The 25,360-nt window shown below is 39.6% G+C and carries 21 protein-coding genes; 5 read left to right on the forward strand and 16 right to left on the reverse strand.

Features of this window, described 5'->3' with window-relative positions; all coding sequences use genetic code 11:
* Positions 1-12: 12 nt before the first annotated feature.
* From LKD48_RS11715 to argJ, 7 genes are all read right to left on the reverse strand, one after another.
* Complete coding sequence (locus LKD48_RS11715; RefSeq protein WP_308732082.1) at positions 13-1,458, reverse strand: sensor histidine kinase; 1,446 nt, start codon at positions 1,456-1,458, stop codon at positions 13-15.
* Positions 1,455-2,153 carry a response regulator transcription factor gene (locus LKD48_RS11720; protein ID WP_227100498.1) on the reverse strand — a complete coding sequence of 233 codons (699 nt, stop codon included), beginning with the start codon at positions 2,151-2,153 and terminating at the stop codon, positions 1,455-1,457. Before LKD48_RS11720 ends, LKD48_RS11715 begins: the two co-directional genes overlap by 4 nt.
* 27 nt (positions 2,154-2,180) lie before the next feature.
* Positions 2,181-2,858, reverse strand: coding sequence for a helix-hairpin-helix domain-containing protein (locus LKD48_RS11725; protein WP_308732083.1), 678 nt, complete (start codon positions 2,856-2,858; stop codon positions 2,181-2,183).
* Positions 2,859-2,972: 114 nt separating this feature from the next.
* The gene (locus LKD48_RS11730; protein ID WP_308732084.1) at positions 2,973-3,410 is read right to left on the reverse strand and encodes a DMT family transporter; all 438 of its coding nucleotides are present in this window, start codon (positions 3,408-3,410) and stop codon (positions 2,973-2,975) included.
* 84 nt (positions 3,411-3,494) lie between these two features.
* On the reverse strand, positions 3,495-4,676 hold the full coding sequence (locus tag LKD48_RS11735) for an aspartate aminotransferase family protein (protein ID WP_227100501.1): 1,182 nt from the start codon (positions 4,674-4,676) through the stop codon (positions 3,495-3,497).
* A gap of 27 nt (positions 4,677-4,703) precedes the next feature.
* Entirely contained in the window at positions 4,704-5,606 is a 903-nt protein-coding gene (argB, locus tag LKD48_RS11740; RefSeq protein ID WP_066561776.1) for an acetylglutamate kinase, read from the reverse strand.
* 48 nt (positions 5,607-5,654) lie between these two features.
* On the reverse strand, positions 5,655-6,884 hold the full coding sequence (gene argJ, locus LKD48_RS11745) for a bifunctional glutamate N-acetyltransferase/amino-acid acetyltransferase ArgJ (RefSeq protein ID WP_308732085.1): 1,230 nt from the start codon (positions 6,882-6,884) through the stop codon (positions 5,655-5,657).
* A gap of 334 nt (positions 6,885-7,218) precedes the next feature.
* On the opposite strand from argJ, the gene LKD48_RS11750 reads away from it, so the two are divergent.
* Both LKD48_RS11750 and LKD48_RS11755 read left to right on the forward strand, forming a co-directional pair.
* Complete coding sequence (locus tag LKD48_RS11750) at positions 7,219-8,445, forward strand: argininosuccinate synthase (protein ID WP_227100503.1); 1,227 nt, start codon at positions 7,219-7,221, stop codon at positions 8,443-8,445.
* Between the two features lie 5 nt (positions 8,446-8,450).
* On the forward strand, positions 8,451-9,518 hold the full coding sequence (locus LKD48_RS11755) for an AraC family transcriptional regulator (protein ID WP_308732086.1): 1,068 nt from the start codon (positions 8,451-8,453) through the stop codon (positions 9,516-9,518).
* A gap of 79 nt (positions 9,519-9,597) precedes the next feature.
* Here the strand turns inward: LKD48_RS11755 and LKD48_RS11760 are convergent, their stop codons facing one another.
* From LKD48_RS11760 to LKD48_RS11770, 3 genes are all read right to left on the reverse strand, one after another.
* On the reverse strand, positions 9,598-11,973 hold the full coding sequence (locus tag LKD48_RS11760) for a phosphoketolase family protein (protein WP_227100505.1): 2,376 nt from the start codon (positions 11,971-11,973) through the stop codon (positions 9,598-9,600).
* A gap of 143 nt (positions 11,974-12,116) precedes the next feature.
* On the reverse strand, positions 12,117-12,980 hold the full coding sequence (locus tag LKD48_RS11765) for a YitT family protein (protein ID WP_262535799.1): 864 nt from the start codon (positions 12,978-12,980) through the stop codon (positions 12,117-12,119).
* A gap of 132 nt (positions 12,981-13,112) precedes the next feature.
* Positions 13,113-13,841, reverse strand: coding sequence for a delta-lactam-biosynthetic de-N-acetylase (locus LKD48_RS11770; protein ID WP_308732092.1), 729 nt, complete (start codon positions 13,839-13,841; stop codon positions 13,113-13,115).
* A gap of 252 nt (positions 13,842-14,093) precedes the next feature.
* Between LKD48_RS11770 and LKD48_RS11775 the strand changes: the two genes are divergently transcribed.
* Positions 14,094-15,353 carry a M28 family metallopeptidase gene (locus LKD48_RS11775; RefSeq protein ID WP_308732087.1) on the forward strand — a complete coding sequence of 420 codons (1,260 nt, stop codon included), beginning with the start codon at positions 14,094-14,096 and terminating at the stop codon, positions 15,351-15,353.
* A 94-nt stretch (positions 15,354-15,447) separates the two neighbouring features.
* Here LKD48_RS11775 and LKD48_RS11780 read toward each other — a convergent pair whose 3' ends face one another.
* Positions 15,448-16,014 (reverse strand): tyrosine-type recombinase/integrase, encoded by a 567-nt coding sequence (locus LKD48_RS11780; protein ID WP_227100508.1) that lies wholly within the window; start codon positions 16,012-16,014, stop codon positions 15,448-15,450.
* Positions 16,015-16,195: 181 nt separating this feature from the next.
* Between LKD48_RS11780 and LKD48_RS11785 the strand changes: the two genes are divergently transcribed.
* Both LKD48_RS11785 and LKD48_RS11790 read left to right on the forward strand, forming a co-directional pair.
* Positions 16,196-17,140, forward strand: a complete 945-nt coding sequence (locus tag LKD48_RS11785) for a coiled-coil domain-containing protein (protein WP_308732088.1) — start codon at positions 16,196-16,198, stop codon at positions 17,138-17,140.
* Between the two features lie 123 nt (positions 17,141-17,263).
* Positions 17,264-18,169 carry an SGNH/GDSL hydrolase family protein gene (locus LKD48_RS11790; RefSeq protein ID WP_262535796.1) on the forward strand — a complete coding sequence of 302 codons (906 nt, stop codon included), beginning with the start codon at positions 17,264-17,266 and terminating at the stop codon, positions 18,167-18,169.
* A 640-nt stretch (positions 18,170-18,809) separates the two neighbouring features.
* On the opposite strand, the gene LKD48_RS11795 is transcribed toward LKD48_RS11790, so the two are convergent.
* From LKD48_RS11795 to LKD48_RS11815, 5 genes are all read right to left on the reverse strand, one after another.
* Positions 18,810-19,268: a DIP1984 family protein gene (locus LKD48_RS11795; protein WP_066561753.1), complete on the reverse strand. Its 459-nt coding sequence runs from the start codon at positions 19,266-19,268 to the stop codon at positions 18,810-18,812.
* A gap of 113 nt (positions 19,269-19,381) precedes the next feature.
* On the reverse strand, positions 19,382-20,401 hold the full coding sequence (locus tag LKD48_RS11800) for a sugar kinase (protein ID WP_066561752.1): 1,020 nt from the start codon (positions 20,399-20,401) through the stop codon (positions 19,382-19,384).
* Positions 20,402-20,462: 61 nt separating this feature from the next.
* Complete coding sequence (locus LKD48_RS11805; protein WP_308732089.1) at positions 20,463-22,613, reverse strand: RNA-binding protein; 2,151 nt, start codon at positions 22,611-22,613, stop codon at positions 20,463-20,465.
* Between the two features lie 44 nt (positions 22,614-22,657).
* Positions 22,658-24,295: a VWA domain-containing protein gene (locus tag LKD48_RS11810; protein ID WP_308732090.1), complete on the reverse strand. Its 1,638-nt coding sequence runs from the start codon at positions 24,293-24,295 to the stop codon at positions 22,658-22,660.
* A 12-nt stretch (positions 24,296-24,307) separates the two neighbouring features.
* The gene (locus LKD48_RS11815) at positions 24,308-25,183 is read right to left on the reverse strand and encodes an AAA family ATPase (protein ID WP_308732091.1); all 876 of its coding nucleotides are present in this window, start codon (positions 25,181-25,183) and stop codon (positions 24,308-24,310) included.
* Positions 25,184-25,360 lie beyond the last annotated feature (177 nt).

Consider the following 25,360-nt stretch of genomic DNA (forward strand, 5'->3'; position numbering starts at 1 on the left):
CATTTACTTAATTTACTCAATATATTTGAGCGGTATTCTAACAAGAAAGGTTGTTCCCTCTCCTGGTGTACTGTTTAGCTTGATACCACCATGGTGCAGCTTCACTACATTTTGTGTGATAGCAAGACCAAGACCTGTTCCGCCAGTCTCACGTGAACGAGCCTTGTCTACGCGATAAAAACGCTCATAAATTCTTGTTTGCGCATCCTTTGGAATACCCACACCTGAATCAGATACCTTAATATAAAAATATTTATGATCAGCATTCACAGATACTCGTACCCATCCGCCGTCATTGTTGTACTTTACACCATTTTCCACAAGATTTGTAACAGCAAGACTAAGCTTCGTCTCATCAACATCTGCCGTTACAGGACGAAAGCTTTCGAAAATGATTTCAATTGAACGCGTCTTTGCGATTGGACGCACGCGCTTTAAAATCTGTTCGACAAGATTATTAATATTAACTTGGCTGATATTAAGCTCAGTTGCATTTTTATCCATACGAACAAGTGTAAGCAAATCATTGATAATTTTTGTTTCTCTGTCGATCTCGTCTGAAATATCCTGCATAAACTCGCGATAAATATCAACAGGCACATTGTCACCTAAGATCAACGAATCAGCTAACACACGCATTGATGTGATAGGTGTTTTTAATTCATGAGAGACATTAGAAACAAATTCCTGTCTCGACTGGTCAATTGAACGCAGACGCTCCAATACCTGATTAAATGTATTAATGATCTCTTTTGTTTCATTATAGCCGCCTTCTGTCGAAAATGTAACATCGAGGTTTCCATCAAGCACCTGATTGAGTGTCGTTACAAGATTTTTCCACGGTGTTGAACTGGTCCAAGCAAAAATAAAGCTAAGTGCGAACAAAATCATAGAGCCTGTGATTTCAATCAAAAGGACCTGTCGATTCATGGAATTTATCATTTTGGCAATCCAAGCACCAGACGAGCTAAGAAGCAGCACTCCTGTAATACTATCATCACCATCTGTGAGCATCGTCTTTGTCCGAAGCGGCACAGCCAGCTCCAGATACTCTGTCTTTTGTGAATAATGTTCATACGGACGACTGCTGAATGTATCAATAATCTGCTCAGAAATGCAGTATTTATTTTGCGTTACACCGTATGTATCAAATAAAATACGATAAGAGCTGTCTACAAGAAGAAGACGTCCACCGCAGTATTCCGCAAGGAAATTTAATTCCCGTGTCATCTCATCATCTACTGCTTCCGCCAGAGAATTTCCGCTCATTTGTCCTGCTACAGTCTGACATGTATAACGCAGCTCCGAAAGCTTCTGATCAATAATGGAACTTCGATAAGAACGCTTAATCATCTCAGAGCCTGCAAGAAGCGGAAGCAATCCCATAATCATGAGAAGAAAAAATATACGAAAGCGAAAGCTTCCCCAGAAAAAATTATGATCCCGTTTTGCTATCATGCCTTATAGTAATATCCCACTCCCCATTTTGTAAATACATATTTCGGTTCACTTGGATTACGCTCAATCTTCTCACGCAGCCTTCTGATATGTACATCAACAGTACGCACATCACCAGGATATTCATACCCCCAAACAAGGTTTAACAGTTCTTCACGGCTGTAGACTTTATTTGGATTAAGCACTAGAATTTTAAGAAGATCAAATTCTCTTGAAGTTACATTGATCTCACTGCCTAAAATAAACAGGCGGCGGCCCTGAACATCAAGACGCAGATCACCAGTGACAATATCTGTACTGTTTTCCGGTGGCTGCGGCGGATGAATCATAGTATTGCTGCTTCTTCGCATAATGGCTTTGATGCGTGCTTTAACTTCAAGAATATTAAATGGCTTTGTAACATAATCATCTGCACCATATTCAAGACCAAGGATCTTATCCATATCGTCTCCCTTTGCTGTCAGCATAATAATAGGCATATTGGAAAACTCACGGATTGCCTGACACACCTGAAAACCATCAAGCTTTGGCAGCATTACGTCAAGAAGAACCACATCGTATTCTGTGTTTCTTGCCATCTCGACTGCCTGCTCTCCGTCATAGGCGCAGTCTACTTCCATTTGATCCTGAAGCAGACTGAACCGGATGCCCTTTACTATAATCTTTTCATCGTCTACCACTAATATCTTTGCCACCTTCGAGCCACTCCTGTTCTGTCTTACCTAAAAAACTGTAATCATGCCTTTGATTTTCTCAAAGGCTGCTTCTTTTATCCCCGGTACATTTTTAATTTCCTCGATAGAAGAAAACGGACCATTGCTGTTTCGATATGTCACAATTGCCGCAGCTTTAACCTGACCAATCCCAGGAAGCTGCATCAGCTCAGATTCAGATGCCTGATTTATATTAAGTAAGCCATCCGATGATGCAGAGGGAACTGCTGCTGCAGATGATATGACATTTTGTGTCTCGTTTTCAATCTGGTCGATTGATTCTGAAATATTTGGAATATAAATCTGTTCCGAATCTGCAAGAATCCGGGCGAGATTTACTGCCTCTGCCTGAGCATTTGCAGTCAGTCCACCTGCTTCTTCTACTGCCTGATAAAGACGTGATCCTGCCTGCAGTACATAGACACCAGGCTTACAAACTTCACCGCACAGATAAACAGCAATCGTCTCGACTGCTGCTTGTGTTGTTTCATGCAAACTGGATTCGGACACCTGACTTGTCTGTGCTTCTTCCTGAAAAAATTGCGTATCCTCTTTGGAATCGTCCATCTTTTGTATCTGTGTTGTCTGATAAAAGACAAGCTTTTCTTCTTTTTTTGTGCATGCCAAGATTTCAGACACAAAAAACAGAAAAAGAAAAAACAGCATCCACTGATGTGTCTTTTTCATCCTATCCCGCCTTTCGGCAGGCATACTGCTGCACCGATACTATCATTCTACAAAAATATGCGTCAGTATGCAAGGGGCTTTTGCAATTTTCTGAAAAACTTTCGTTTTCTTATTTTAAGCCTTCTCCCATCGAAACAACACGATCCCCGCAATGGCAATCAAAAGTCCAAGGATTTTTCTCCATGAAAATGATGCCTGACTGCTGCCAAACAAGCCAAACAGCTCTATCAGATATGCAACTGCTACCTGCGAAGTTACAATAATAATGACAGCCTGAGCGGGGCCTAGTGATCCCATACTCTGAACAACTGTTATCGTAATAAAGGCTCCCAAAATACCGCCAGTAAGAAGATACCATGGGCGAACTTCTGTAAGAAATGCCACATTTTCACGTCCTGTACAAAGCCACGCAATAACGCACACGAAAAATGCTGTTAACTGGACAAAGCCTGTGGATACCCACAGGCTTGTTTGCTTTGTCACTTCTGTATTAAATACCCCCTGAATACTCATCAGTGCCCCTGAAATAAGAGCAAGAATGATACCCCACATAATACCTCACTTTCCATCGGATACACTTTCCAATTGATTTTGCTGCTTAATAAGAGTGTATCCGCGAAAGGAACAATCATGCATTTACTGGAGACATTTTTTTAATTTTGCAATCATCTCATCAACATGCTTTTTTTCAATGACAAGCGGCGGAACAAAACGAATTACGTTTCCTGATGCAGAAATAATAATTAAGCCCTCTTTTTGAGCCTTTTTGATCACATCACCTACAGGAATTGTAAGCTCAATTCCCTGCATAAGTCCAATGCCACGATGATCCTTAATACAGTCAAATTCAGCTGTTAACTGCTCTAATTGCTCATACAAATATGCACCCACTTCTTTTACATGCGCAGTCAGGTTCAATTCTTCAAACTGATCCATAACTGCATTAGCAGCAGCACACACAAGTGGATTTCCGCCATAAGTAGAACCGTGATCGCCAGGTACAAGTGCTGCACATTCTTCACGGCATAAAAATGCACCGATTGGAAGACCATTTCCAAGAGCCTTTGCTACACAGACAACATCTGGCAAGATATCATAGCTCTGATAACAGAACATATTTCCAGTACGTCCCATTCCACACTGAATTTCATCGCAGACAAGTAAAATATCATGCTCATCGCAGAGGGCACGAAGTCCCTGCATAAATTCCTTTGATGCCGGGTAAATTCCGCCTTCTCCCTGAAGTGCCTCTAAGATAATACCGCAGGTACGGTCTGTAATCAGTGATTTTACACTTTCAAGGTTATTATACTCAGCAAAACGAACACCACCAATAAGCGGCTTGAATGGTGCCTGATAAGCATCATTTCCTGTTACTGAAAGAGCTCCCATACTTCTTCCATGGAATGAATGCTTCATGGCAATAATTTCATGATCTGTGCGTCCATCTTTATTATAGGCATATTTACGAACAAGCTTGATAGCTCCTTCAATTGCCTCAGTTCCACTATTAGTAAAGAATACACGGTCCATTCCTGTCAGCTGTGTGATTTTTTTTGCTGCCTTGGCTGCTGGCTCATTGTAAAACAGATTAGAGGTATGTACAAGCTTATCAACCTGCTCTTTAACTGCCGTTTTGTATGCGTCATTGCTGTAGCCTAGTGCAAATACAGCAATTCCTGCCGCAAAGTCAAGATATTTTTTCTGATCAGTATCATACAGATAAACGTCCTCGCCATGATCAAGAACGATCGGAAAGCGATTGTAGGTATGAAGCAGACTGCTTTCTGCTGTCTGAATAATTGTCTGTGTTTCCATAATTAAAGTGCCTTTCTGTGAAATAAATTACTTTTCGTCAGGTGTGTAAAAATGGTCATCGCCTGCCTTTAAAATAGCGGTACCAATGCCCTTATTTGTAAAGATCTCAAGAAGCAGGCAATGAGCAATTCGACCATCCATGATATGAACTCTTGATACACCATTTAATACAGCATCAAGACAATTTTGAAGTTTTGGCAGCATACCGCCTCCAATATTGCCGCTGTTTAACAACTCTTCCATATGATCAGTTGTCAGCTCAGAGATTAACGTATCTTTATCCTTTGGATCTGCATAAACACCTTCAACATCTGTTAAAAATGCAAGCTTTTCAGCTTTAACGGCACGTGCAATTGCACAAGCTGCATCATCTGCATTGATGTTATAGCTTTGACAGTTATCATCAAATCCGATTGGGCAAATGATTGGCAAAAAGTCTTTTTCAAGAAGATCAAATAAAATCTTTGGATTTACTTCTTTAATATCACCTACAAAACCGATATCCTGTCCATTAGACAGCTTCTTATCACAGCGAAGCAGCTGACCATCCTTGCCAGAGATACCGACAGCCTTTACTCCAAGCTCATTTACCATAGAGACAAGACTTTTATTAACCTTATTCAATACCATCTCTGCAATTTCCATCGTATCAGCATCGGTTACGCGAAGTCCATTTACAAAGCGCGGCTCCATGCCCACTTTAGATACCCAACGGCTGATTTCTTTGCCTCCTCCATGCACAATGATAGGTTTAAAACCAACCAGCTTTAACAAAACAACATCTTTAATGACGTTTCGCTTTAACTCCTCATCTGCCATTGCGCTTCCGCCATACTTTACGACAATAATCTTTCTGTTGAATCTCTGTATATAAGGCAGTGCCTCAATCAAGGTAGCGGCCTTTTCCATAATTTTGCTGTCTAATTCCATTTTGTGTTCTCCTCTTTTTTATGGGTAGTCGTTGTTACAAGCTTTTTATCAGCTGCGGTAATCGCCGTTGATCTTTACATATTCATAGGTTAGATCGCAACCAAATGCTGTTGCTGTCTCATTTCCCTCTTTAATATCCATTTTTGCAATTACTTCTTCCTCAGAAAGAATCTTTGTTGCAGTTTCCTCACTGTAATCTGTTGCAATTCCGTTTTCTACGATTTTAATAGTACCAGCCTTGCTCTCTAACCAGATATCAACCACTTCAGGATCAAACTGTGCACCTGAGTAGCCCATTGCGCAGAGGATACGTCCCCAGTTTGCATCATGACCAAATACAGCTGCTTTTGTCAGACTAGAACATACAACAGACTTTGCGATTGTTCGTGCCTGATTTTTGTCCTTTGCGCCAATTACAGTTGCCTCAAACAGACATGTACAGCCCTCTCCGTCTCCGGCAATTTTCTTTGACAGCTCAAGCATAATAAAATGAAGGGCCTCACAGAAAGTCTTGTAGTCTTCACCTTCCTTTGTGATTGGTGTATTTTCTGCCTGTCCATTTGCCATTACAAGTACAGTATCATTTGTAGAAGTATCACCGTCAACAGAAATCATATTGAAGGTATCAACTACATCTTCACTTAATGCTTTTTGAAGCAACTCATGAGAAATTGCCACATCTGTTGTTACAAAACAAAGCATAGTACACATATTAGGATGAATCATGCCTGAGCCCTTGCACATACCTGCAACTGTAACCTGCTTACCGTCTAATTCCAATGTGCATGCAACCTCTTTGCTCTTAGTATCAGTTGTCATAATTGCCTCTGCTGCAAGCTTGGCATCTTCTCTGCTACTTCCAAGTACCTTAGAAAGAGCTGTTACACCAGACTTAATCTTATCAATAGGAAGCTGTTTGCCAATTACACCTGTTGATGCGACAAGAACTGCAGTTTTAGGAATGTTTAAAGCTGCTGCCGCCTCTGCTGCTGTATCTGCACAATAGCCAAGCCCCTCTGCGCCTGTACATGCATTTGCAATACCACTGTTTACAACGACTGCCTGTACATAAGGAGATGTTGTTACAAGTTCCTTATCCCATTTGACAGGTGCTGCTTTTACAAGATTTGTGGTAAATACACCAGCTGCTGCACATGGTGTGCTGCTGAAAACCATTGCCATATCTTTTTTTGTCTGATTCTTAATGCCGGCATTTAATCCGGATGCCAAAAAACCTTTTGGAGCTGTTACGCCTCCATTTATCTTTGTAATTGCCATTTTTGTATCCTTTCTTTAATTTTGTAATTTCTATGCCAAGTATAACACACTTTGAGGTCAAATCAAGTATAATCCACTATTTTACTTTACTATGATAAAATAGTCATGTGCTATAATTTTATACACAGTAATTGAATATATACACTGTGTTATCGGCTAATATTCAGTATTATACGCATATATTTGCATTTATGCAAGAGCTTTTTTGACTTTTTTTGTTTTTCCTATTGCATTTCAAAAAGTAATGTTGTATAGTGGTGTACAGAAAACAAACAACGCATATCGTTTTGATATGGTTTTCAACAAAAAGTGAAAAAACAGAGGAGATACTATTATGAAAGAAAAAGTTGTTTTAGCATATTCTGGCGGTCTTGATACTACTGCTGTTATTCCGTGGCTGAAGGAAAATTATGATTATGATGTTGTATGCTGCTGTGTTAATGTAGGACAGGGCAACGAGATTGATGGTCTGCAGGAACGTGCAAAGCTCTCTGGCGCTGAGAAGCTTTATATTTTAGATGTAGTAGATGAGTTTTGCGATGAGTATGTTGCTCCATGTGTTCAGGCAAACGCTACATATGAGAATGAATATCTGTTAGGTACTTCTATGGCACGTCCGCTTATTGCAAAGAAGCTTGTTGAGATTGCAAGAAAAGAAGGAGCTGTTGCTGTATGTCATGGTGCTACAGGAAAGGGAAATGATCAGGTTCGTTTTGAGCTGGCATTTAAGGCACTTGCTCCTGATTTAAAGATCATCGCTCCTTGGAGATGTAATGAAACCTGGAATATGAAATCACGTGAAGATGAGATTGAATACTGCAAGAAGCATGGCATTAATCTTCCATTCTCCTCTGTTGATAACAGCTATAGCCGTGACCGCAATCTGTGGCACATCAGCCATGAAGGTCTGGAGTTAGAGGATCCGTCTCAGGCACCAAATTATGATCATCTGCTTGTTCTTGGCGTATCTCCTGAGAAAGCACCAGATGTTGCTACTGAGATTTCTATTTCTTTTGAGAAGGGTATTCCGGTTGCATTAAACGGAAAAGAAATGAAGTATTCTGAAATCGTTACTGAATTAAATAAGATTGGTGGTGCAAACGGAATAGGAATCGTTGATATCGTTGAAAACCGTGTTGTTGGTATGAAATCTCGTGGTGTTTATGAAACACCTGGCGGAACTATCCTTATGGCAGCTCATAAGCAGCTTGAGGAGCTGATTCTTGACCGTGATTCCATGGCATTCAAGAAGACTGTTGACAACCGTTTTGCAGATATTGTTTACGAGGGCAAGTGGTTTACACCTTTATGTGATTCTCTTCGCGCTTACATCAAAGCGAGCCAGGAATATGTAACTGGTACTGCTAATCTTAAGCTGTATAAGGGCAATATCATCAAGCAGGGAACTACTTCTCCATACAGTCTGTACAATGAAAGCATTGCTTCCTTTGCTACTGGAGATATGTATGATCATCATGACGCAGAGGGCTTCATTAACCTGTTCGGTCTTTCCTTAAAGGTTCGCGCAATGAAGCTGGCAGAGGCTGAGAAGAAGAAATAATTATTATGTCACTGCTTCAATATGTAAAAGACATTATTTATAAAGCAAAGGGCTTTGATAACGTAAGGATTCCACAGGCATACGACAGCTTTGGAATCCTTATGCCGGAAGCTTCATCAAGTGTACAGGGCATTCGCCCATTTCCACTTCCAGAGGATGAGCATTTATTTGCTCTCCTCTGGAATATTCATGATGGTCATTTATTGTCAGCTACAATTCTTCCGACACCTTACCCATTTTGTTATGAAAGAAGTTTCCTGTCTGGAACACGCACACAGCTGCACTCTCACGAATATCTTGAATTTTTCTATGTTTTGGAAGGCGAATATCACCAGAAGATTCTGGAAACAGAATATATTTTTCATCCTGGTGAATTTTGTCTGATTGATAAAAATTGTCTGCATCAGGAAATTTTAGATGAAAATGAGTGCACGATTGTATTCTTTGGTATTACAAATGCAATGTTTACAAGTATCAGTGATAATCATACCGCACCAGAAGATATTGCATCATTTCTTCATATGGCACTATTGGAGCAAAAAGCATTACAGCAGTTTTTAACCTTCCGACCGCGTGAAACACATGTAATTCAAGATATGGAAGATACGCTGCGTTCTGTATTATATGAGCTGTCACGTCATGACATTGCAACACCGATTATTTGCAGCGGACTTATGACACGCGTTTTTCAGATGTTGGGTTCCCAATATGAATTTTCACTTTCTAAAAAGCAGCGCCAACGTATGAATGTCATTCTTTTTAATCAGCTTACTGATTTCATAAAGCTTCACTTAAATCATATCTCAATTCAGATGCTGACACAGGAATTTCATTTTTATGAAGATTATTTTAATCGTCTTTTGAAGGTTCAAACAGGAATGACATATATCGAGTATTTGCAGATGCTTCGTTTAGAACGTGCAGAACTGCTGCTTACCGAGACAAATAATACTATTGAACAGATTGCTGAAGAGGTCGGATATCATAACAAGGGATATTTTTACCGTATATTCATAGAGCGAAACAATTGTACGCCGGCTCAATATAGAAAAAAGAGACAGGAAAGACTATAATACTTCCCTGTCTCTTTTTATTTGATTTATAATCGTAATTATTCAGAGCCGCACCTCGATTCCACTACGCTCTTAATAATTACAAGTTCCACTTCCAGTCGCGAATCTCTGGCATATCAATACCATACTCATGGATATACTGCTTATGCTCTACTAATTTATCATTCATCTTCTGAATCAGATAAGCACCACGATTTCCTAACTGTGGCAGATTCTGGATTGCATTCTTTACCAGATGGAAGCGGTCGATCTCATTCTGAACACGCATATCAAATGGTGTTGTGATGGTACCCTCTTCTTTGTAGCCGTAAACATGGATGTTGCGGTTTGTTCTGGTATAGGTTAACTCATGAATCAGTGTATGATAACCATGGAATGCGAAGATAATCGGCTTGTCCTTTGTGAACAAAGCATCATAATCAGCATCAGTAAGACCATGTGGATGCTCAGTTGCCGGCTCTAACTTCATAAGATCGACAACATTGATAACACGAATTTTGATCTCTGGAATTGCCTCTCTTAAGATCGTAACAGCTGCTAATGTCTCGAGTGTTGGTGTATCACCGCAGCAAGCCATAACGATATCCGGCTCAGAGCCCTGATCATTGCTTGCCCACTCCCAGATGCCGATACCCTGTGTGCAATGCTTTACAGCCTGCTCCATGGTCAGCCACTGCTGTCTTGGATGCTTGGATGTTACAAGTACGTTTACGTAATCACGGCTTCTGATGCAGTGATCGAAGCATGATAACAGACAGTTTGTATCTGGCGGCAGATAAAGACGAACAACATCTGCTTTCTTATTTGCGATATGATCTAAGAAGCCTGGATCCTGATGAGTAAATCCATTGTGATCCTGCTGCCATACGTTTGAGGAAAGGATCAGGTTCAAAGATGCAATAGACTGTCTCCATGGCAGCTGATTGCAAACCTTTAACCACTTTGCATGCTGAGCACACATGGAATCTACAACACGAATAAATGCTTCATAGCTTGCAAAGAATCCATGACGTCCTGTTAACAGATAACCCTCAAGCCATCCCTCGCACATATGCTCACTTAACATAGAGTCCATAACACGGCCATCAGCAGCTAAGAACTCATCTGTATCATACTTTTCATCGTTCCAGTCACGATTTGTAACTTCAAATACCTTGCCAAGACGGTTTGACATAGTCTCATCTGGTCCAAAAATACGGAAGTTTTTAGAATCATCATTCATCTTGAAGATATCTCTTACAAATCCTCCAAGCTCGATCATATCCTGTGCCTCAACAGCACCTGGCTTTGGCACATCAATGCCATACTTACGGAAATCTGGAAGACGAAGATCTCTAAGAAGCTTTCCGCCATTTGCATGTGGGTTAGAACCGATTCTTCTGTCACCCTTTGGTGCCAATTCTCTTAATTCTGGAATCAGTCTGCCGTTTTCATCAAACAGTTCTTCTGGATGATAGCTCTTTAACCAGTCATTTAACATCTGAAGATGCTCAGGCTGATCCATCATAATCGGAACCTGATGAGCACGGAAGGAACCTTCAATCTGCTTTCCATCAACTACCTTTGGTCCTGTCCATCCCTTTGGTGTACGAAGAACGATCATTGGCCATTTATGTCTTGTTGTATCATTATTTTCACGGGCATTCTTCTGGATTGCCTTGATCTCGTCCATTGCCTGATCAAGAGCATCTGCCATCTTTCTGTGCATTTCCATCGGATCACTGCCTTCTACGAAATATGGCTTCCAACCACATCCATCAAAGAAGTGCTCTACTTCCTCATGAGTGTTACGTGCGAAGATGGTAGGATTGCTGATCTTATATCCATTCAGATGAAGAATTGGAAGAACGGCACCATCATTAATTGGGTTTAAGAATTTGTTGCACTGCCATGATGTTGCAAGAGGACCTGTCTCAGCCTCTCCATCACCAACTATACATGCAGCAATAAGATCTGGGTTATCAAATACAGCACCAAATGCATGTGCCATGGAATAACCAAGTTCACCACCTTCATTGATGGATCCTGGTGTTTCAGGAGCGACATGACTGGAGATACCACCTGGAAATGAGAACTGCTTGCACAGCTTCTTTAATCCATCCATATCCTCACCGATATTCGGATAAACTTCGCTGTAAGTACCCTCCAGATATGTATTTGCTACAAAGAAATTTCCACCATGTCCAGGACCTGAAATTAAAATCATATCCTGATCATATTTCTTGATTACACGATTTAAATGAACATACACGAAGTTCTGTCCCGGAACTGTTCCCCAATGACCTACGATCTTCTTCTTTACATGCTCCATTGTCAGCGGCTCACGTAACAGTGGGTTATCAAGCAGATACAGCTGAGCAGCACCCAGATAGTTGGCAGCACGCCAATATGCATTCATTTTTTCCAGGTACTCATCGCTTACTGGCTGACTATTTGCAATATTTGTCTCTACCATGTGGTATATCCTCCTATTATAAAAATTCAAAGTCTTTAGTTGTTTGACACACTAAGCTTATCAATCAGTATATTACACAACAAAACAAATCAAAACAAGTTCCAATTCCTGCTAATTTCACATAAAGTTACCTATTCCGACAATTATTTATATTCTTTTTCCTGAGTAAATCCGCGGCCGCGCACTTCTGTTACACGGCTGATGATTAAAAATGCACTGCTGTCAATGCTGTGGACAAGTTTTCTGACACGTCCCACCTCACGGCTGGACACTACACTTAAGACAAGCTCTGTGTTTTCTCTCATATAACCAGTCTGTCCATTTAAAATGGTGACGCCTCTGTCGATTTCCTGTAAAATTTCCTGACGGATCCTCTCATGCTCATGACTGATTACCTTAATCTCAACCTTTTCTGTTCCTATCATTAGACATTTATCCAGAACAATCGTATAAATCAAAATTAGTAAAATTCCGTATAGTACTTCTTCTCCTGTACATGAAAATGCCTGTAAAATTAAAATCACGAAATCAAACAAGTACATCGTTACGGATACTGGCAAACGAAACAGCTTGTTCAATACAAGAGGAGGAATGTCCATACCACCTGTTGAAGCGCCTGTACGAATAACAATTCCAATCGCAGCTCCTATACATAATCCACCAAATACAGTACAAAGAACGGGATCAGTTGTTATGACAAATCCGTTTGATAAGCGCTGTATCATCTCAAGTGCAATCGGATATACAAATGTAGACAAAATGGTTGTCGCGGCAAATTTGCGGCCAAGTACTAATAGTCCCATAAAAAACATCACCGCATTAAAGCAGAGTACGAAGGTGGAAATGGGAACACCAAACAAATGTTGAATAAACAGGGCAATTCCTGTTGTTCCTCCTGTGATTAATCCGCCTGGAAGAATAAAAAAGGCGACACCGCAGGCATAAATGATGTTTCCGCCGATCACGATTGCAATATCGCGAAGCAGAGGAAAAATTTTTTTGAACATATGCTGCTCCTTTCTGAATTTTAATCAAAAAAAACGGCTGCCAGAGAGATTTTCCCTGACAGCCGTGGATCGAGGCTACGCGCCTAATACTTAAAAAGTATAACAAAAATTGCATTAAATATCAAGCTCTTTCTAAAATTCTTCAAGTGTTTTAAAGGAATATCCCATTTCCTCCCATTTTATTAAAAGCTCATCTAGAATTTCACCGTTTGTCTTTGAGGTATTATGCAGAAGTACAATCGCACCAGGATGGATTCTTGGAATTAGTTTGGAGAATGCTTCATCATGTGTTGGCTGATTGTCAGCATTCCAATCCACATAGGCAAGACTCCAGAAAAATGTTTTATAACCTAATTCTTGCGCCATTTTTAAATTTTGTGTACTGTATTTTCCCTGCGGTGGACGATAATACCATGCCATTTCCAACCCTGTTATCTTTTTATACAGACTGCGTACATCATCAAGTTCTTTTTTAAAGCTTTCTATTGTTGATATAGAGGACATATCAGGATGGTGATATGTATGATTTCCTACTGTATGGCCTTCTTGCACCATACGATTCACCAGATCAGATGCAGACTCTAAAAAATGGCCAACTACAAAGAAGGTTGCCTTTGCATTATGTTTTTTTAACGCATCTAGTATTGCACCAGTATTTCCATTTTCATAACCACAGTCAAATGTTAAATAAATTGTTTTTTCATCTGCATTTCCAATATAAAAAGCATCGTATTCTGCGAGCTCCTTAGCAGAGGCATTTCCTGTTGGCTGTGTACCTGATGCACCAAAGCCAAGTCCCCAGTTTTCTGAATATGACACGGCAGCAGCTGTTTCCTGCAAATAGCCTGCCCCACGACCCATTAAAAAAACAGTACAAAAGAGGGCAATGATTGTAAATCCATGTTTGATTTTTTTGCTCAAGCCTTACTTCCTTATTATATGCATCTGATTGCTACCACTCTATTCTGTAAGATTATTTTTTATGTGCAGCACTTTTTGTCAATGCTTGACTTTATATTTTTCAGCTCTTATAATGGACTTTGTGGCAATACAAAAACAAGCATACGCGTAAATTATTAAAAAAAAGAAGGCGTTGCAGAAAAGAGGGAAAAAATGGCCTTGTTTACAGAAAATTATCAGGAAGAAATGATGCATATCCTTAAGGATATGGCGCATGTACGTATCAGTGGCACAAAAGAGGAAGCAGATTGTGCAATTTATCTTCAGGAATGCTGTAAAAAAATGGGATTTGAAACTTGTCTGGAGGCATTTCAGGTTGAAATGTGTGATATCCACGAAGCAGTACTGACTGTTGATGGCAAAGAAATTCCTTGCAAGGGATATCGCTGTGCTGGAAGCGGTACTGTTGAAGCACCATTTTATTATATGCCAAATACTGATGCCTGCTCACTTGCTCAGTGTAAGGGAAAGATTGTTATGCTCGACGGCGGTGTTGGCTACTGGGGCTATCGCGATTTAATTGAAAATGGCGCTGTTGGCATTATTACATATGATGGAAATGCAAACTATGCAGATGAAGATATTGATCTTCGTGAGCTCAGAAGCTTTGTGCGTGAAGGAAGTGACAACAAAAAAATTCCTTGTGTCAATATCAATGCAAAATCTGCAATCAAGCTAGTAAATCAGAATGCAGCTAATGCAAAAATTGTTTTAAATCAGGATGAATGGATGGGTGATTCTCATAATGTAATTTTAGATCTTCCTGGTGAAACTGATGAGATGATCATTTTGAGTGCACATTATGATTCTACCCCTCTGTCACAGGGTGTATACGACAATATGTCCGGAAGTGTTGGTCTTCTTGGTATTGCAGATTATTTTAGACAGCATCCGCATCACTATAGCCTTCGCTTCTTATGGTGCGGCAGTGAGGAAAGAGGTCTTCTTGGCTCTAAGGCATATGTTGCAGGTCATGAAGAGGACTTAAAGAAGACTGTTTTAAATATCAATCTGGATATGATCGGCTGTATCATGGGTAAGTTTATTGCCTGCTGTACTTCTGAAGAAAAGCTTGTTCACTATATTGAATACCTTGCTTCTGAGACAGGTTTTGGAATGGCTGCAAGACAGGGTGTTTACTCTAGTGACTCTACTCCATTCGCTGATAAGGGTATTCCTGCTGTTTCTTTTGCACGTATTGCATCTGGAAATACAGCCACCATCCACAATCGATATGACACAATGGATGTCATGAAGGCGGAGCATATGGCAAAGGATGTTGCTTTTATCACAGCATTTACTGAGCATATGGCATGTGCAAAGCATTGTCCTGTTTCCAAGGAAATTCCGGAAAATATGAAGGAAAAGCTGGATATTTACCTGAACAGAAAGCGCGACAATACATCTCACTAAATAAAATCCTATATTAAAACATGGAATAAAATAAATAATGCAGAGGGCTGTTTTGGTGTTTGTATGTATGAGCATCAAAACAGCCTTTTAATTTTTATAAAAGCTCAATATGGCCTGCCAGTGCATCCTCTAATTCCTTACTTGAAATACCGATATAGCGCTGCGTAATAGCCGCAGAGCTGTGCTGTAAAAGCTGCTGTACAAGAATGATATTATAATTGTTGTTTACATAAATTTCCGTTGCAAAAAACTTGCGAAAGCTGTGAGTGCCAATATTAGGATATCCGAGTTCAGATGTCACTTTTGCAAGATATTTTTGTATAGTACGCTCAGTAATCGGGAAAATAGTCTGATCTGTTTTTATGTCGTGATCAATACAATATACTCTCAGATACTGGTAAATCGGCTGTGGGACTGTAAATATACGCTTTTTCTGTGTTTTTTCCTCTGTAATATCAAGGCGATACCGTCCTCCATCCAACACAATATCCTGCAGTCTAAGCTTTAAAATATCTCCTATTCTAAGTCCAAGGTTTGCTTCTAGGACAAGTGCTGTCGCAATCCTATCATTTGCCCTAAAAGTATTACCTCCTTTTCTCATCGATCCAATCAAATTTTCATATTGCTCCTTGGTTAGAGCAAGTGATTTCTTATTTGCCATTCTGTAATACATCTCCTATTTTCTAATAAAATTCTTATTCAGTTTAAAGTGCTTTTCGATATAAAAGTTCGTATAATATTCATTATACGTACTTTATTTTAATATAAATGTAAACGTGTACTTTACAAAGTAAACATTATGTATTACAATAGAAATATAGATTAAAAACAGGAGGCTTATCATGACTGGAATCAAATCATTTCGTATCTCAGATGAGACAAAGGAACGCTTGGAATTACTATCAGCTTCAATCGGAGGCAATAAGGATCGTGTATTTAATACACTGATGGATACCTATTCGCTTGAACAAGAAAAGGCGACAGTGGCTGCATCTGATCAAGAAAAAAATGTAGAAACATTCGAGCAGTATGCAAATACACTTGTTCGTCTTTATTTAGAGGCCTTACGTGCCGTATCATCATCTGATGATCGAATCCGCGGTGAATTTCATAATCAGCTTGAAGAAAATGCCAAGACAATAAAAGAGCTTAGAAACCAGCGTGATCGCATGGTAAATGAACTTACACTTGAAAAGACAAATGCGCAAAAAGAAGCTGTCGAATTTCAGGCTAAAAATAAAGAATTGACAGCTGTAATAGAACGGTTGGAAAAGTCACTGGCTGCTGCTAACGAACAAGTTGATGCAAAGCAGGCAATGAATGAGGTACTTCTTTCTCAGGTAAAGCAGACTGAAAAAGAGAAAGAAGAATATAACCAGATGGCGGCACGCTTCCATGAGCTTGAAAAGCAATTGGAAGATGAAAAGACTTCTTCCAGAAAGGAAAAACAAGCATTTGAAGAAGAATTACGCAAAGCTATTTCCGAAAAAGAGAAAGCTGCTTATGAAGCTGAGTTATTAAAAAAAGAAGAAATACATAAAGCAGAAGAAACAATCCGAAAGGAAAAAGATGAAGAAATTGCTGCTCTTCAAAAACAACTCTTTGATATGCAGACCAGACAGCTTTCTGATCAGGCTGCCCTTCAGGAAGCAAAAACCGCACTGCTGTCCCTTCGTTTAGAATTATCACAAGCACATCAAAAAGAACTTAATGAAGTGCGTATAGAAAAAGATAAGAAAATTGAGGCATTGCAAAATGAACTGTTAAAGGCTTTTGATAAAAAATAAAGAACACAATATTTGTAATTGACATTAGAATATAGTTGTCTATAATAAAGTTAAATTTACTATTCAGAATGCATAAAAAATAATTTTATGCTTATCTGGATAATTACAAGTTGGAGGCTTATTATGAGTACACATGAAGATTTTGAAGATTGCCCACTGCAGAATATAATTCGAGATGGAGGCATGATGAACATCTTTCGCACAATTGGCTGCATTGGAGACAGTCTTGCGAGTGGTGAATTTGAATATTGGGATAATGGTCAAAAAGGCTACTGGGACTTTTATGAATACTCCTGGGGTAAGCAAATTGAGCGCATCACTGGTATTTCAGTAACGAACTTTTCGCGCGGTGGTATGACTGCTTTTCATATGTATCAGGAAGCAGACAAGCAGGACGGACCAAATGCAGATATTGCACACTTGTTTGACCCATTTAATTTAAAGCAGGGTTATATCATTGCGCTCGGTGTAAATGATTTAAAGGGTAAAAATAACTTAAATGATCTGTACGAAGGAAATGTCGGTTCAGCAAAAACAGACATTTGTCTTGAAGATTATAATAAGAATGCAAATACGTTTGTTGGCTGGTACGCAAAGATTATCCAGCGTATTCAGAAGATGCAGCCTCACACCAAATTTTTTCTGGTAACAATGCCAGATGAAGGTACTGGAAACTGGAAAGAGGAATCACACGCAAAGGCACTTCATGAAATTGCTGATTATTTGAAAAACTGTTACGTAATTGACTTGTATCATGAGGCTCCGAAATATGATGATGAGTTTCGTAGTAAGTATTTCTGCGGTCATATGAATGCAATGGGCTATTTGTTAACTGCTCATTATTTCATGACATATATTGACTGGATCATCCGCCACAATGTACATGATTTTCGTTTTGTCCAGTTTATCGGAAGCGATAAAATTCCGTTTGCTCTTGGTAAAGAAGCTGCTGAAAAACAACAGCAAGAAAATGACAAAAAGAATGCCGCAAAAGAAAAAGTTCTTGTGAGTGGTATGTCTAATGACTAATTTTGTATAAACGAAAAAGAGGAGGAATACGAATTGTTTTTCCTCTTCTTTTTTTTTGCTTTTTTAACGAAAAAGAGGAGGAATACGAATTGTTTTTCCTCTTCTTTTTTTTTGCTTTTTTGTGTGTTAGAAATGTTGTTTTGAAGGGAAAGTTCTGGGTGGAAAATTTTATGCTATTTAAGTTATGCTACTTTTATGTTATTATATATCCAGTAGCATTTTTTTATTTATCCATTTTTCGCAGAAAACCTCGTCCGACATACGACATAATCTGGCGAAGTTTGTTCAAGTAATATTCCTGCAAAAGAGAAAACTATCAATACCTTTTAACAAAAAATAAGCTGTGACATCTTATAATACTTCGATGTCACAGCTTATTATCACAAAAATTAGATTCGATAAAGCCCCTCTCCCACCCTCACTGTGTGTTAATATCTGGTAGTAACGATAAAGAATTTCTATGCGCATGTAACGATGCTGGAGATTACAATGATTTTATACTGCTCTCCCTCACATGTTTTTCCTCTCTATTTTCTGTATGTTTTGCTGCTTTGTGCTCTGCAGCTGAGCTGATATTCACTCACACAGCTACCGCTATCTTATCTTATTTTTTGCTGTTTCTAATTACCTTACAATCTTTTCATTCTTCTATCAGATCTGCTGTCCAGTTTGCTGCCTGAATTCGATTATCCAATATTCGATAGTCGCGACTCAAGGCATCTACCTTTTTTTGCAGTGCCTTCACATCAACTGCTGATAATTGGCGAATTTCATCGCCGCGTGATCTAAAACACAGATTACTTGCAATTGAAATTGTATTTTGAAAGCTTGCAATACGCAATTTCAAAACATCACGCTTTGCAAGCAGATCTGACAGCAATTCACCGTCTGATACAACTGCCATATTTGTTTTATTAATTACGATAATCAACTTTTCCAGCTGATTCAGGCATTCATCGAGTTCCTTTAAAAGCTGTTCTGGATCTTCTACTGGCAAAACTCCTTCCTGCATCAATGCATTGCTCGTAATACGAGAACGAAGCTGCTCAATTTTCTTATTTAAATCTGCTCTTTCCTGTAATGCTTCTGCAAGCTTCATGTTTTCTCCTCTCTTATATGCTATCCTATTATGGTAGTATTTTTCTTGTTTTATAAGTTATGCTACTTTTGTGTTATATTGTTTGTTATGATATCTTTTTGGAGCCAATTTTATTAGCGCTGCAAGTTTACATCATTTGATTTCATAACACGAATAATATCTTCTTCTGTTACAATATTAAAATCATGTTGAATCATCAGCTTCAATACACTGGCTGCAATTGAAAAATCAATCGTATACTGTGGATTTTCTTTCTTTTTCAGCATATGAATCAGTGCTGCAGCAAATGCATCTCCTGCTCCTACCGCTTCTAAACTATGTACATGATGTACTGGCGTCTCATAAAACTGATCACCAATCAGATAAATGGCCATCCAATCTCCATCTTCAACTGTATACATACTGCGAAGCACACTTGCTACTGCTTTACAATTTGGAAACTGTCTTGTAATTTCCTGCATTCCCTCTCGATATGTATCAATCTGTTCAATTCCTCTTGACATGTCTCCATCAAATGCATGAATTCCAAGAGAAGCTTCAAAATCTTCATCATTTGCAATGCAAAGTGTTACATATGGCATAAGCTCTCGCATAACGCACTGGGCTGTATTTTTATCCCACATCTTAGCGCGATAATTTAAATCACAGACTACCTCGATTCCCTTTCTTTTACAGCATCGAAGTGCATCCAAAACCGTTTCCTTGACGCTCTCACTGACTGCCGGCGTTACTCCAGAGAAAAAGAAAATATCAGTATCTTCCAGAATTTGATCCCAGTCATATTCGTCTGGCTTTGAACAGGCAAATGCACTGTCAGCGCGGTCATACACCACATTTGTAGGACGAATATTATTCCCCTTTTCAAAATAGTAAATGCCAAGACGTTTTCCGCCTCTTAAAATATGAGTGGTATCCGTTCCGTAACGGCGAAGCTCATTTAATGCTGCCTGACCAACTGGATTATCGGGAAGCTTCGTAACCAATGCTGCTTCTTCTTTTAACATGGCAAGTCCTGCTGCCACATTTGCCTCCGCCCCGCCATAACTTGCTTCAAAATTCTGTGCCTGCACGATACGAAGATATTCAGGTGTCTTAAGGCGCAGCATAATTTCTCCAAACGTTACCGCTTTCATTATAAAATTTACTCCTTCCCATCTTCATTTTATACAAGTATACCACTTATCTGACTGTTTTTCAACACAAGAAAAATTGCTTTACCACTTTCTTCTCATGCGTATTTGCATTCTTATATCGCAGCTTTACAAATTTTATTATCATTTCTGGTGCATCTGCAAAATATTTTCGCACTTCTAACTCATGCAAAACCAAAACAATTGGATTACTTGCCAGATTTATCAGATCCATATAGGTGCTGGGACTTTTTTCTTTTCTCAAAATTTCGTATTTCAAAAATCTCTCTGCTTTTGAATCTGAGATTGCTATGCCATCACGCAGGTTCTTGCGTACTTCTTCTTGCTTTGTCTCTGTCCAACTACTCTGCTCATCCCCCATCAAGGTATTCAGTTCTTCCAACTCCTGCCGTGTCTTTTGAGGTATCTTCAAAATGTAGAAATAGCCGTATGTGCCTTTAATCTCTTTTGACATCAGTATTTCTGAATCAAGCATCTCTGTTACCATGTCTGAAACCTCATCTGCACTGTATAAGCTGTAGAATCCATGCCCACGTGATTCAAGAACGTTGGCATTCAATGTCACTTTGGTACCGCGCATTAACTGCACCACTGCATTTTGTGTAATATAAGTTTCATTTTTGGAAACACACTCAAAAATATCGCGTGCAAGATAAGAATCCAGATACAGATGATATTGCTTTTTAAGCTCATTTTTCCGTTCTTCTTTGGTGGCTGCTGCCAACATCTTAATCTGTTTCACATTCCTTTGCAGTGTCTTTTTCCATTCGGGAACAGATTGCTGATAAGAGGCAGTCTTATACAAATATGAAAATGCCGGAATACCAGCCATATGGAAGGTAAGCTTTGTGTCCCCGTTTAAGATTCCCGCATTCTTTGATTTGCATTTAATGCGTCCAAATCCTGAAAAAACTTCAATGGCATGTTGTCTGCAGCGTTCACGGAGCTTGGTATTCTTTAATAGCTGGTACTTTTTAAATTGTTCCGATGCCGTATACTTCGAACCCTTTCCGTTAACCGTAATGCTGCCGGCTTCATTTGTAAAAATTACTTTCTGCTGCTCAATATACAGTTTTCCATCAACAGCCTTCTCCATTCCTGTACTAAAGCCATCCAGCCATGAAATCGCCCAACTGTTATATTCCTTTACCTTGTCATCCAACTCACGCTTGTATGATACTGGACTTGTGGATGGAGCTAATGGAATGCCTTCTTTTACTTCCTGTTCCAGTTTTTTTACAAACTTTTTTAGTTTTGCTTCAGTCGCAGCATCCCAATCTACACAAATTAAATCCCATAATCTGTCGTTCCGCTCTGTAATCGTTAGATATGATTTTATCCATGTCGGCTCCTGAAAAAAAGATGCAATGGATTTGCCTGAAAAAGTATCGCAAATGAACTTCATTCCTAGGTGCGAGACTGTGATATCTACTCTTTTGTCTTCATATTTGTTGCAATGCAAGGTTCCCTCAAATTTGGCATTGTTCCTGCACACCTGGCTCAAATACGCATTTACGCATTCCTGCCCCTTTCTTTCAATCTCTTCCCAGTAATCTCGAATCAAGTCTTTCATTTGTTGGCGCTGCCTGGCTGCTTGCTCTTTGCGGACATCTTCAATTATTTCATCAGTCAGCTCTAAAAGATAAGACTGTACTTCATCTATGTCCGTACACAATCCCAATCGTGTACAATCTATCTTCCTTTCTAACACAACCGGTAGTTCATCTGCATTCAACCATATATGATAAATTTCTTTTTTCTTTCCAATATTTTCAACATCCAATTGGAATTTCCAATCTGGTTTACCTAATTTTTGACGAATATGCTCCCGAAGCTGCGGCAATATCTGCGTTTCTACCTCTGAGGTCGAAAGCCATCGTCCCCATTTATTTCTCTGTACTTCATTTATTGGAACTGTTTTTCCAAAGTCTGACGCATACTGTACGTAGTCCTTCTGCAACGATACCGATTTCAGGAGATCTTGTTTTGTCAAGATCGTCTGCACCTGCAAAGCCCACAAAAGCTTTACATTTCCAACTTTTGAGATGCCGGCCTCTGCTTTTTTGTTGTGCTCAATAAATTCTGGCATCTGTGTGATTGTCTGGTACAGTGACGGATATTTTTTTTCAAATGATTCGTCTACATTGATCCATTTTTCTGGCGTTCTCATATTGCTTTTCTGGCGATCTGCCATCCTGCAGACAGCCATCCTCCTTTCTTCTCTTATTGACCTGGCAATTACTTCATTTCAGAAAGAAATCCCAGTAATTGTCGGATATTTCTTATCTCATACATTGCTGCATAGTGTCCATATACAGAGGCAATGGAATCGCCCTGATCCCACTTTTTACGATCATCCGTATTTAACCAATACGCACATTTCGCCTTTCGGCAGATGTTTTTTATATAATTCTCCCCAGCATCGTTTTTGTTGTTTCTTGCATCGCCAATAAAGATGATCATGCTATCATTGCTGATGCGATTGCGGTACTCTTTCCACATACTCCGCAATGGTCGCTCATAGTTTGAGTACTGCCCGCTGCGCGGAATCATCGTAAGAATCTGTTTTGCAGCATTATCAACATATTCCGTATCGTAAACCCTTGAAATATCATAAAGAGAATTGACAAAAGCAAATGCACTGCATCCTCGTGGAAAGGCCTCTTTCAAAAGCCCTATGAAGGTGAGCATCATCTCCGAGGCATCCTTGCAGGAACCGGACACATCCAAAATGAGAACCAGATCGGCCTTACTGCGCCGTGGCTGCTTATATATAAGGTTGATGGGCTGTCCGCAGGTGCGAATAGACTCTCGCATTGTCTCTTCCAGATTCAGAGACAGGCGCCTTTTGCTGTTAATATTTCTGGTCATACGCGTCTTAAATGCCAGAAGATTCTGGCGCAGGTATTCGCGCATTTGATTTTTTTCTGCTTCCGTCAGCTTTTTAAACGGCTTCTCGCTAAGTCTCACAAACTCTGCATTCATCGTTTGTATACTTCCGCCGCCGATGAAATCTGCACGATGGATCATGGAAGACGACTTAATTATTAGCGAATCATTTGAACTATCCATGCCTCTTTTCATTTGTTCAAAAGCACGATCCAGTTCTCTGCACGTGTCCTCATAGCGTCGCTGTTCATCCTTCATCTGACGCTGCAGCTTTTTGATTTGCTGGTCCGTTTCTTCTTGTGCCTGACTGATTGCAGACTCCAACTCAGCCATATTCTTTTGCCTTTTTGTGATAGCAGAACTTAGTTCCTTACTGATATCCATCATTGCGTCTGCCTGTTCCAAATCTCCATCGTACAGACTTTTCTCTGCCTGCTTCATCAATGTCTGATATAAGCAACCTGCCTGTTTCTCATCCCATGGCAGTTCACCTAAAAGCATTTTTTTAGCTTGTTCTATCTGCTTTTGAGACTTTGTTTTTGTTTCCGACAATTTCTTTAACTGTGTCTGTGCTTTTCTGCTTACCTTTGGTTTCGGCTCATTCTCATGTGCCTTTTGAATTAAATTCTTTCGAATTCGTTCTTTTTGTTTTTTCAAATTCTCCAGCTGTTTTTGAGCGTCAGACACGAATAAGTCCAGTTCTTTTCGTTTCTCCTGCTTCTCTTTTTCCTTTTGTTCCTCCCTTTGCGGGATTGTTTTTTTGCTCAGAAACTCTCGAAACAACGCTTTCATCTTTGCTACCTGCTCGCCTGTCTTTGCCAGGCAGACAGAAAGTGCGGACAACATTTCATCTTCCTCTGTGATATCCACTCCGGCTGCTTCCACTGATCTTAGCAGATGTGCAAGTGCACTCTCGGAAACTGCAAATTTATGATCTTGGAGAAAAACAGCAAATTCCGAAAGGAAATCAAGAATATCTTTTTGCATCGCATTCCTCCATTAGAACAGTTTTGCATTTTCCATAGTCTGACGGTCTTCCTTGTTTTTCGCAATCATACAGAGAGACGCTTTAAGCGTTTCTTCCTCAAGTTCATCACTATTCAACGTAGACAGATACTTTGCCCACTCACTCAGTTCTGAAATGGAAGGCTGCTGTTTTAACGGCAAAGAGCGAATCTGTTTTGCACAATTTGCTACCGATTCTGCAATTTTCGGGTCAATGCTGCTCTGCATTTGAAGTATTTCTTTCAACTCTTCGGCTGTCTTTTGCTTAATGTAAAGATAGTTGCAACGACGTTTCAATGCCTGCGACAGATCTCTGTAGCGGTTAGATGTGAGAAATACGATTGGACGCATCTCTTCTGGACAGGTCACGGTACCATACTGCGGAATGGAAATGCTGAAATTCTCCAGCACTTCAAGCAGCGTGTATTCTATCTCCTCTGATGCTTTCTCCACTTCGTCCAACAAGAGAACATAGCGTTTCTTTCCGCTAATTGCCTTTAAGATCGGGCGTTCAATCAAAAAATCACGTCCATAAAAATTGATTTTGCCTGCCGCATCCAGCGATTCCTGCAAGTCTTTTCCTGCAAGCGATTCCTTAATCGTTCCCTGGATCGCCTGAATCGTCAGGAGCTGTTTCTGATAATCATAGTCATACAGAATCTTATCATAAGACAGACCATCGTAGAACTGAACACGCATAAGCTCCAAATCAAGCATCTTCGCTGTAGCATAGGCAAGTGACGTTTTTCCAACGCCTGGATCACCTTCTACTAGAAGCGGAACCCCGTTTATCGCGCTCATTACAGCAAAATTAATGTACGAATTTGAGAGATACCCATTTTCTCTGAGTTTGTTTCCAATTTCTAACATTGCATTTCCCTCCACTTCATGTAATATTATATATTTGTGTATATTATAGTATACATATAAATATAATTCAAGCCCTAAAATAAGATTTTGAGGAAATTTAGGTGAATTGGTAAATTGACTTCCAGTTTGCAAAAGTAAATACCTGTTCTTAAAAGTTCTTGCAAGACTAAATTCCGG

This window comes from Anthropogastromicrobium aceti, from assembly GCF_020687335.1.
Taxonomy (GTDB): Bacteria; Bacillota; Clostridia; order Lachnospirales; family Lachnospiraceae; genus Anthropogastromicrobium; species Anthropogastromicrobium aceti.

Excerpts from the sequence above, each read along its gene's own strand:
- LKD48_RS11715 (WP_308732082.1), bottom strand. The coding sequence starts at position 1,458 with ATGATAGCAAAACGGGATCATAATTTTTTCTGGGGAAGCTTTCGCTTT.
- LKD48_RS11725 (WP_308732083.1), bottom strand. The coding sequence starts at position 2,858 with ATGAAAAAGACACATCAGTGGATGCTGTTTTTTCTTTTTCTGTTTTTT.
- LKD48_RS11730 (WP_308732084.1), bottom strand. The coding sequence starts at position 3,410 with ATGTGGGGTATCATTCTTGCTCTTATTTCAGGGGCACTGATGAGTATT.
- LKD48_RS11735 (WP_227100501.1), bottom strand. The coding sequence starts at position 4,676 with ATGGAAACACAGACAATTATTCAGACAGCAGAAAGCAGTCTGCTTCAT.
- argB (WP_066561776.1), bottom strand. The coding sequence starts at position 5,606 with ATGGAATTAGACAGCAAAATTATGGAAAAGGCCGCTACCTTGATTGAG.
- argJ (WP_308732085.1), bottom strand. The coding sequence starts at position 6,884 with ATGGCAATTACAAAGATAAATGGAGGCGTAACAGCTCCAAAAGGTTTT.
- LKD48_RS11750 (WP_227100503.1), top strand. The coding sequence starts at position 7,219 with ATGAAAGAAAAAGTTGTTTTAGCATATTCTGGCGGTCTTGATACTACT.
- LKD48_RS11755 (WP_308732086.1), top strand. The coding sequence starts at position 8,451 with ATGTCACTGCTTCAATATGTAAAAGACATTATTTATAAAGCAAAGGGC.
- LKD48_RS11760 (WP_227100505.1), bottom strand. The coding sequence starts at position 11,973 with ATGGTAGAGACAAATATTGCAAATAGTCAGCCAGTAAGCGATGAGTAC.
- LKD48_RS11765 (WP_262535799.1), bottom strand. The coding sequence starts at position 12,980 with ATGTTCAAAAAAATTTTTCCTCTGCTTCGCGATATTGCAATCGTGATC.
- LKD48_RS11770 (WP_308732092.1), bottom strand. The coding sequence starts at position 13,841 with ATGGGTCGTGGGGCAGGCTATTTGCAGGAAACAGCTGCTGCCGTGTCA.
- LKD48_RS11775 (WP_308732087.1), top strand. The coding sequence starts at position 14,094 with ATGGCCTTGTTTACAGAAAATTATCAGGAAGAAATGATGCATATCCTT.
- LKD48_RS11780 (WP_227100508.1), bottom strand. The coding sequence starts at position 16,014 with ATGGCAAATAAGAAATCACTTGCTCTAACCAAGGAGCAATATGAAAAT.
- LKD48_RS11785 (WP_308732088.1), top strand. The coding sequence starts at position 16,196 with ATGACTGGAATCAAATCATTTCGTATCTCAGATGAGACAAAGGAACGC.
- LKD48_RS11790 (WP_262535796.1), top strand. The coding sequence starts at position 17,264 with ATGAGTACACATGAAGATTTTGAAGATTGCCCACTGCAGAATATAATT.
- LKD48_RS11795 (WP_066561753.1), bottom strand. The coding sequence starts at position 19,268 with ATGAAGCTTGCAGAAGCATTACAGGAAAGAGCAGATTTAAATAAGAAA.
- LKD48_RS11800 (WP_066561752.1), bottom strand. The coding sequence starts at position 20,401 with ATGAAAGCGGTAACGTTTGGAGAAATTATGCTGCGCCTTAAGACACCT.
- LKD48_RS11805 (WP_308732089.1), bottom strand. The coding sequence starts at position 22,613 with ATGGCAGATCGCCAGAAAAGCAATATGAGAACGCCAGAAAAATGGATC.
- LKD48_RS11810 (WP_308732090.1), bottom strand. The coding sequence starts at position 24,295 with ATGCAAAAAGATATTCTTGATTTCCTTTCGGAATTTGCTGTTTTTCTC.
- LKD48_RS11815 (WP_308732091.1), bottom strand. The coding sequence starts at position 25,183 with ATGTTAGAAATTGGAAACAAACTCAGAGAAAATGGGTATCTCTCAAAT.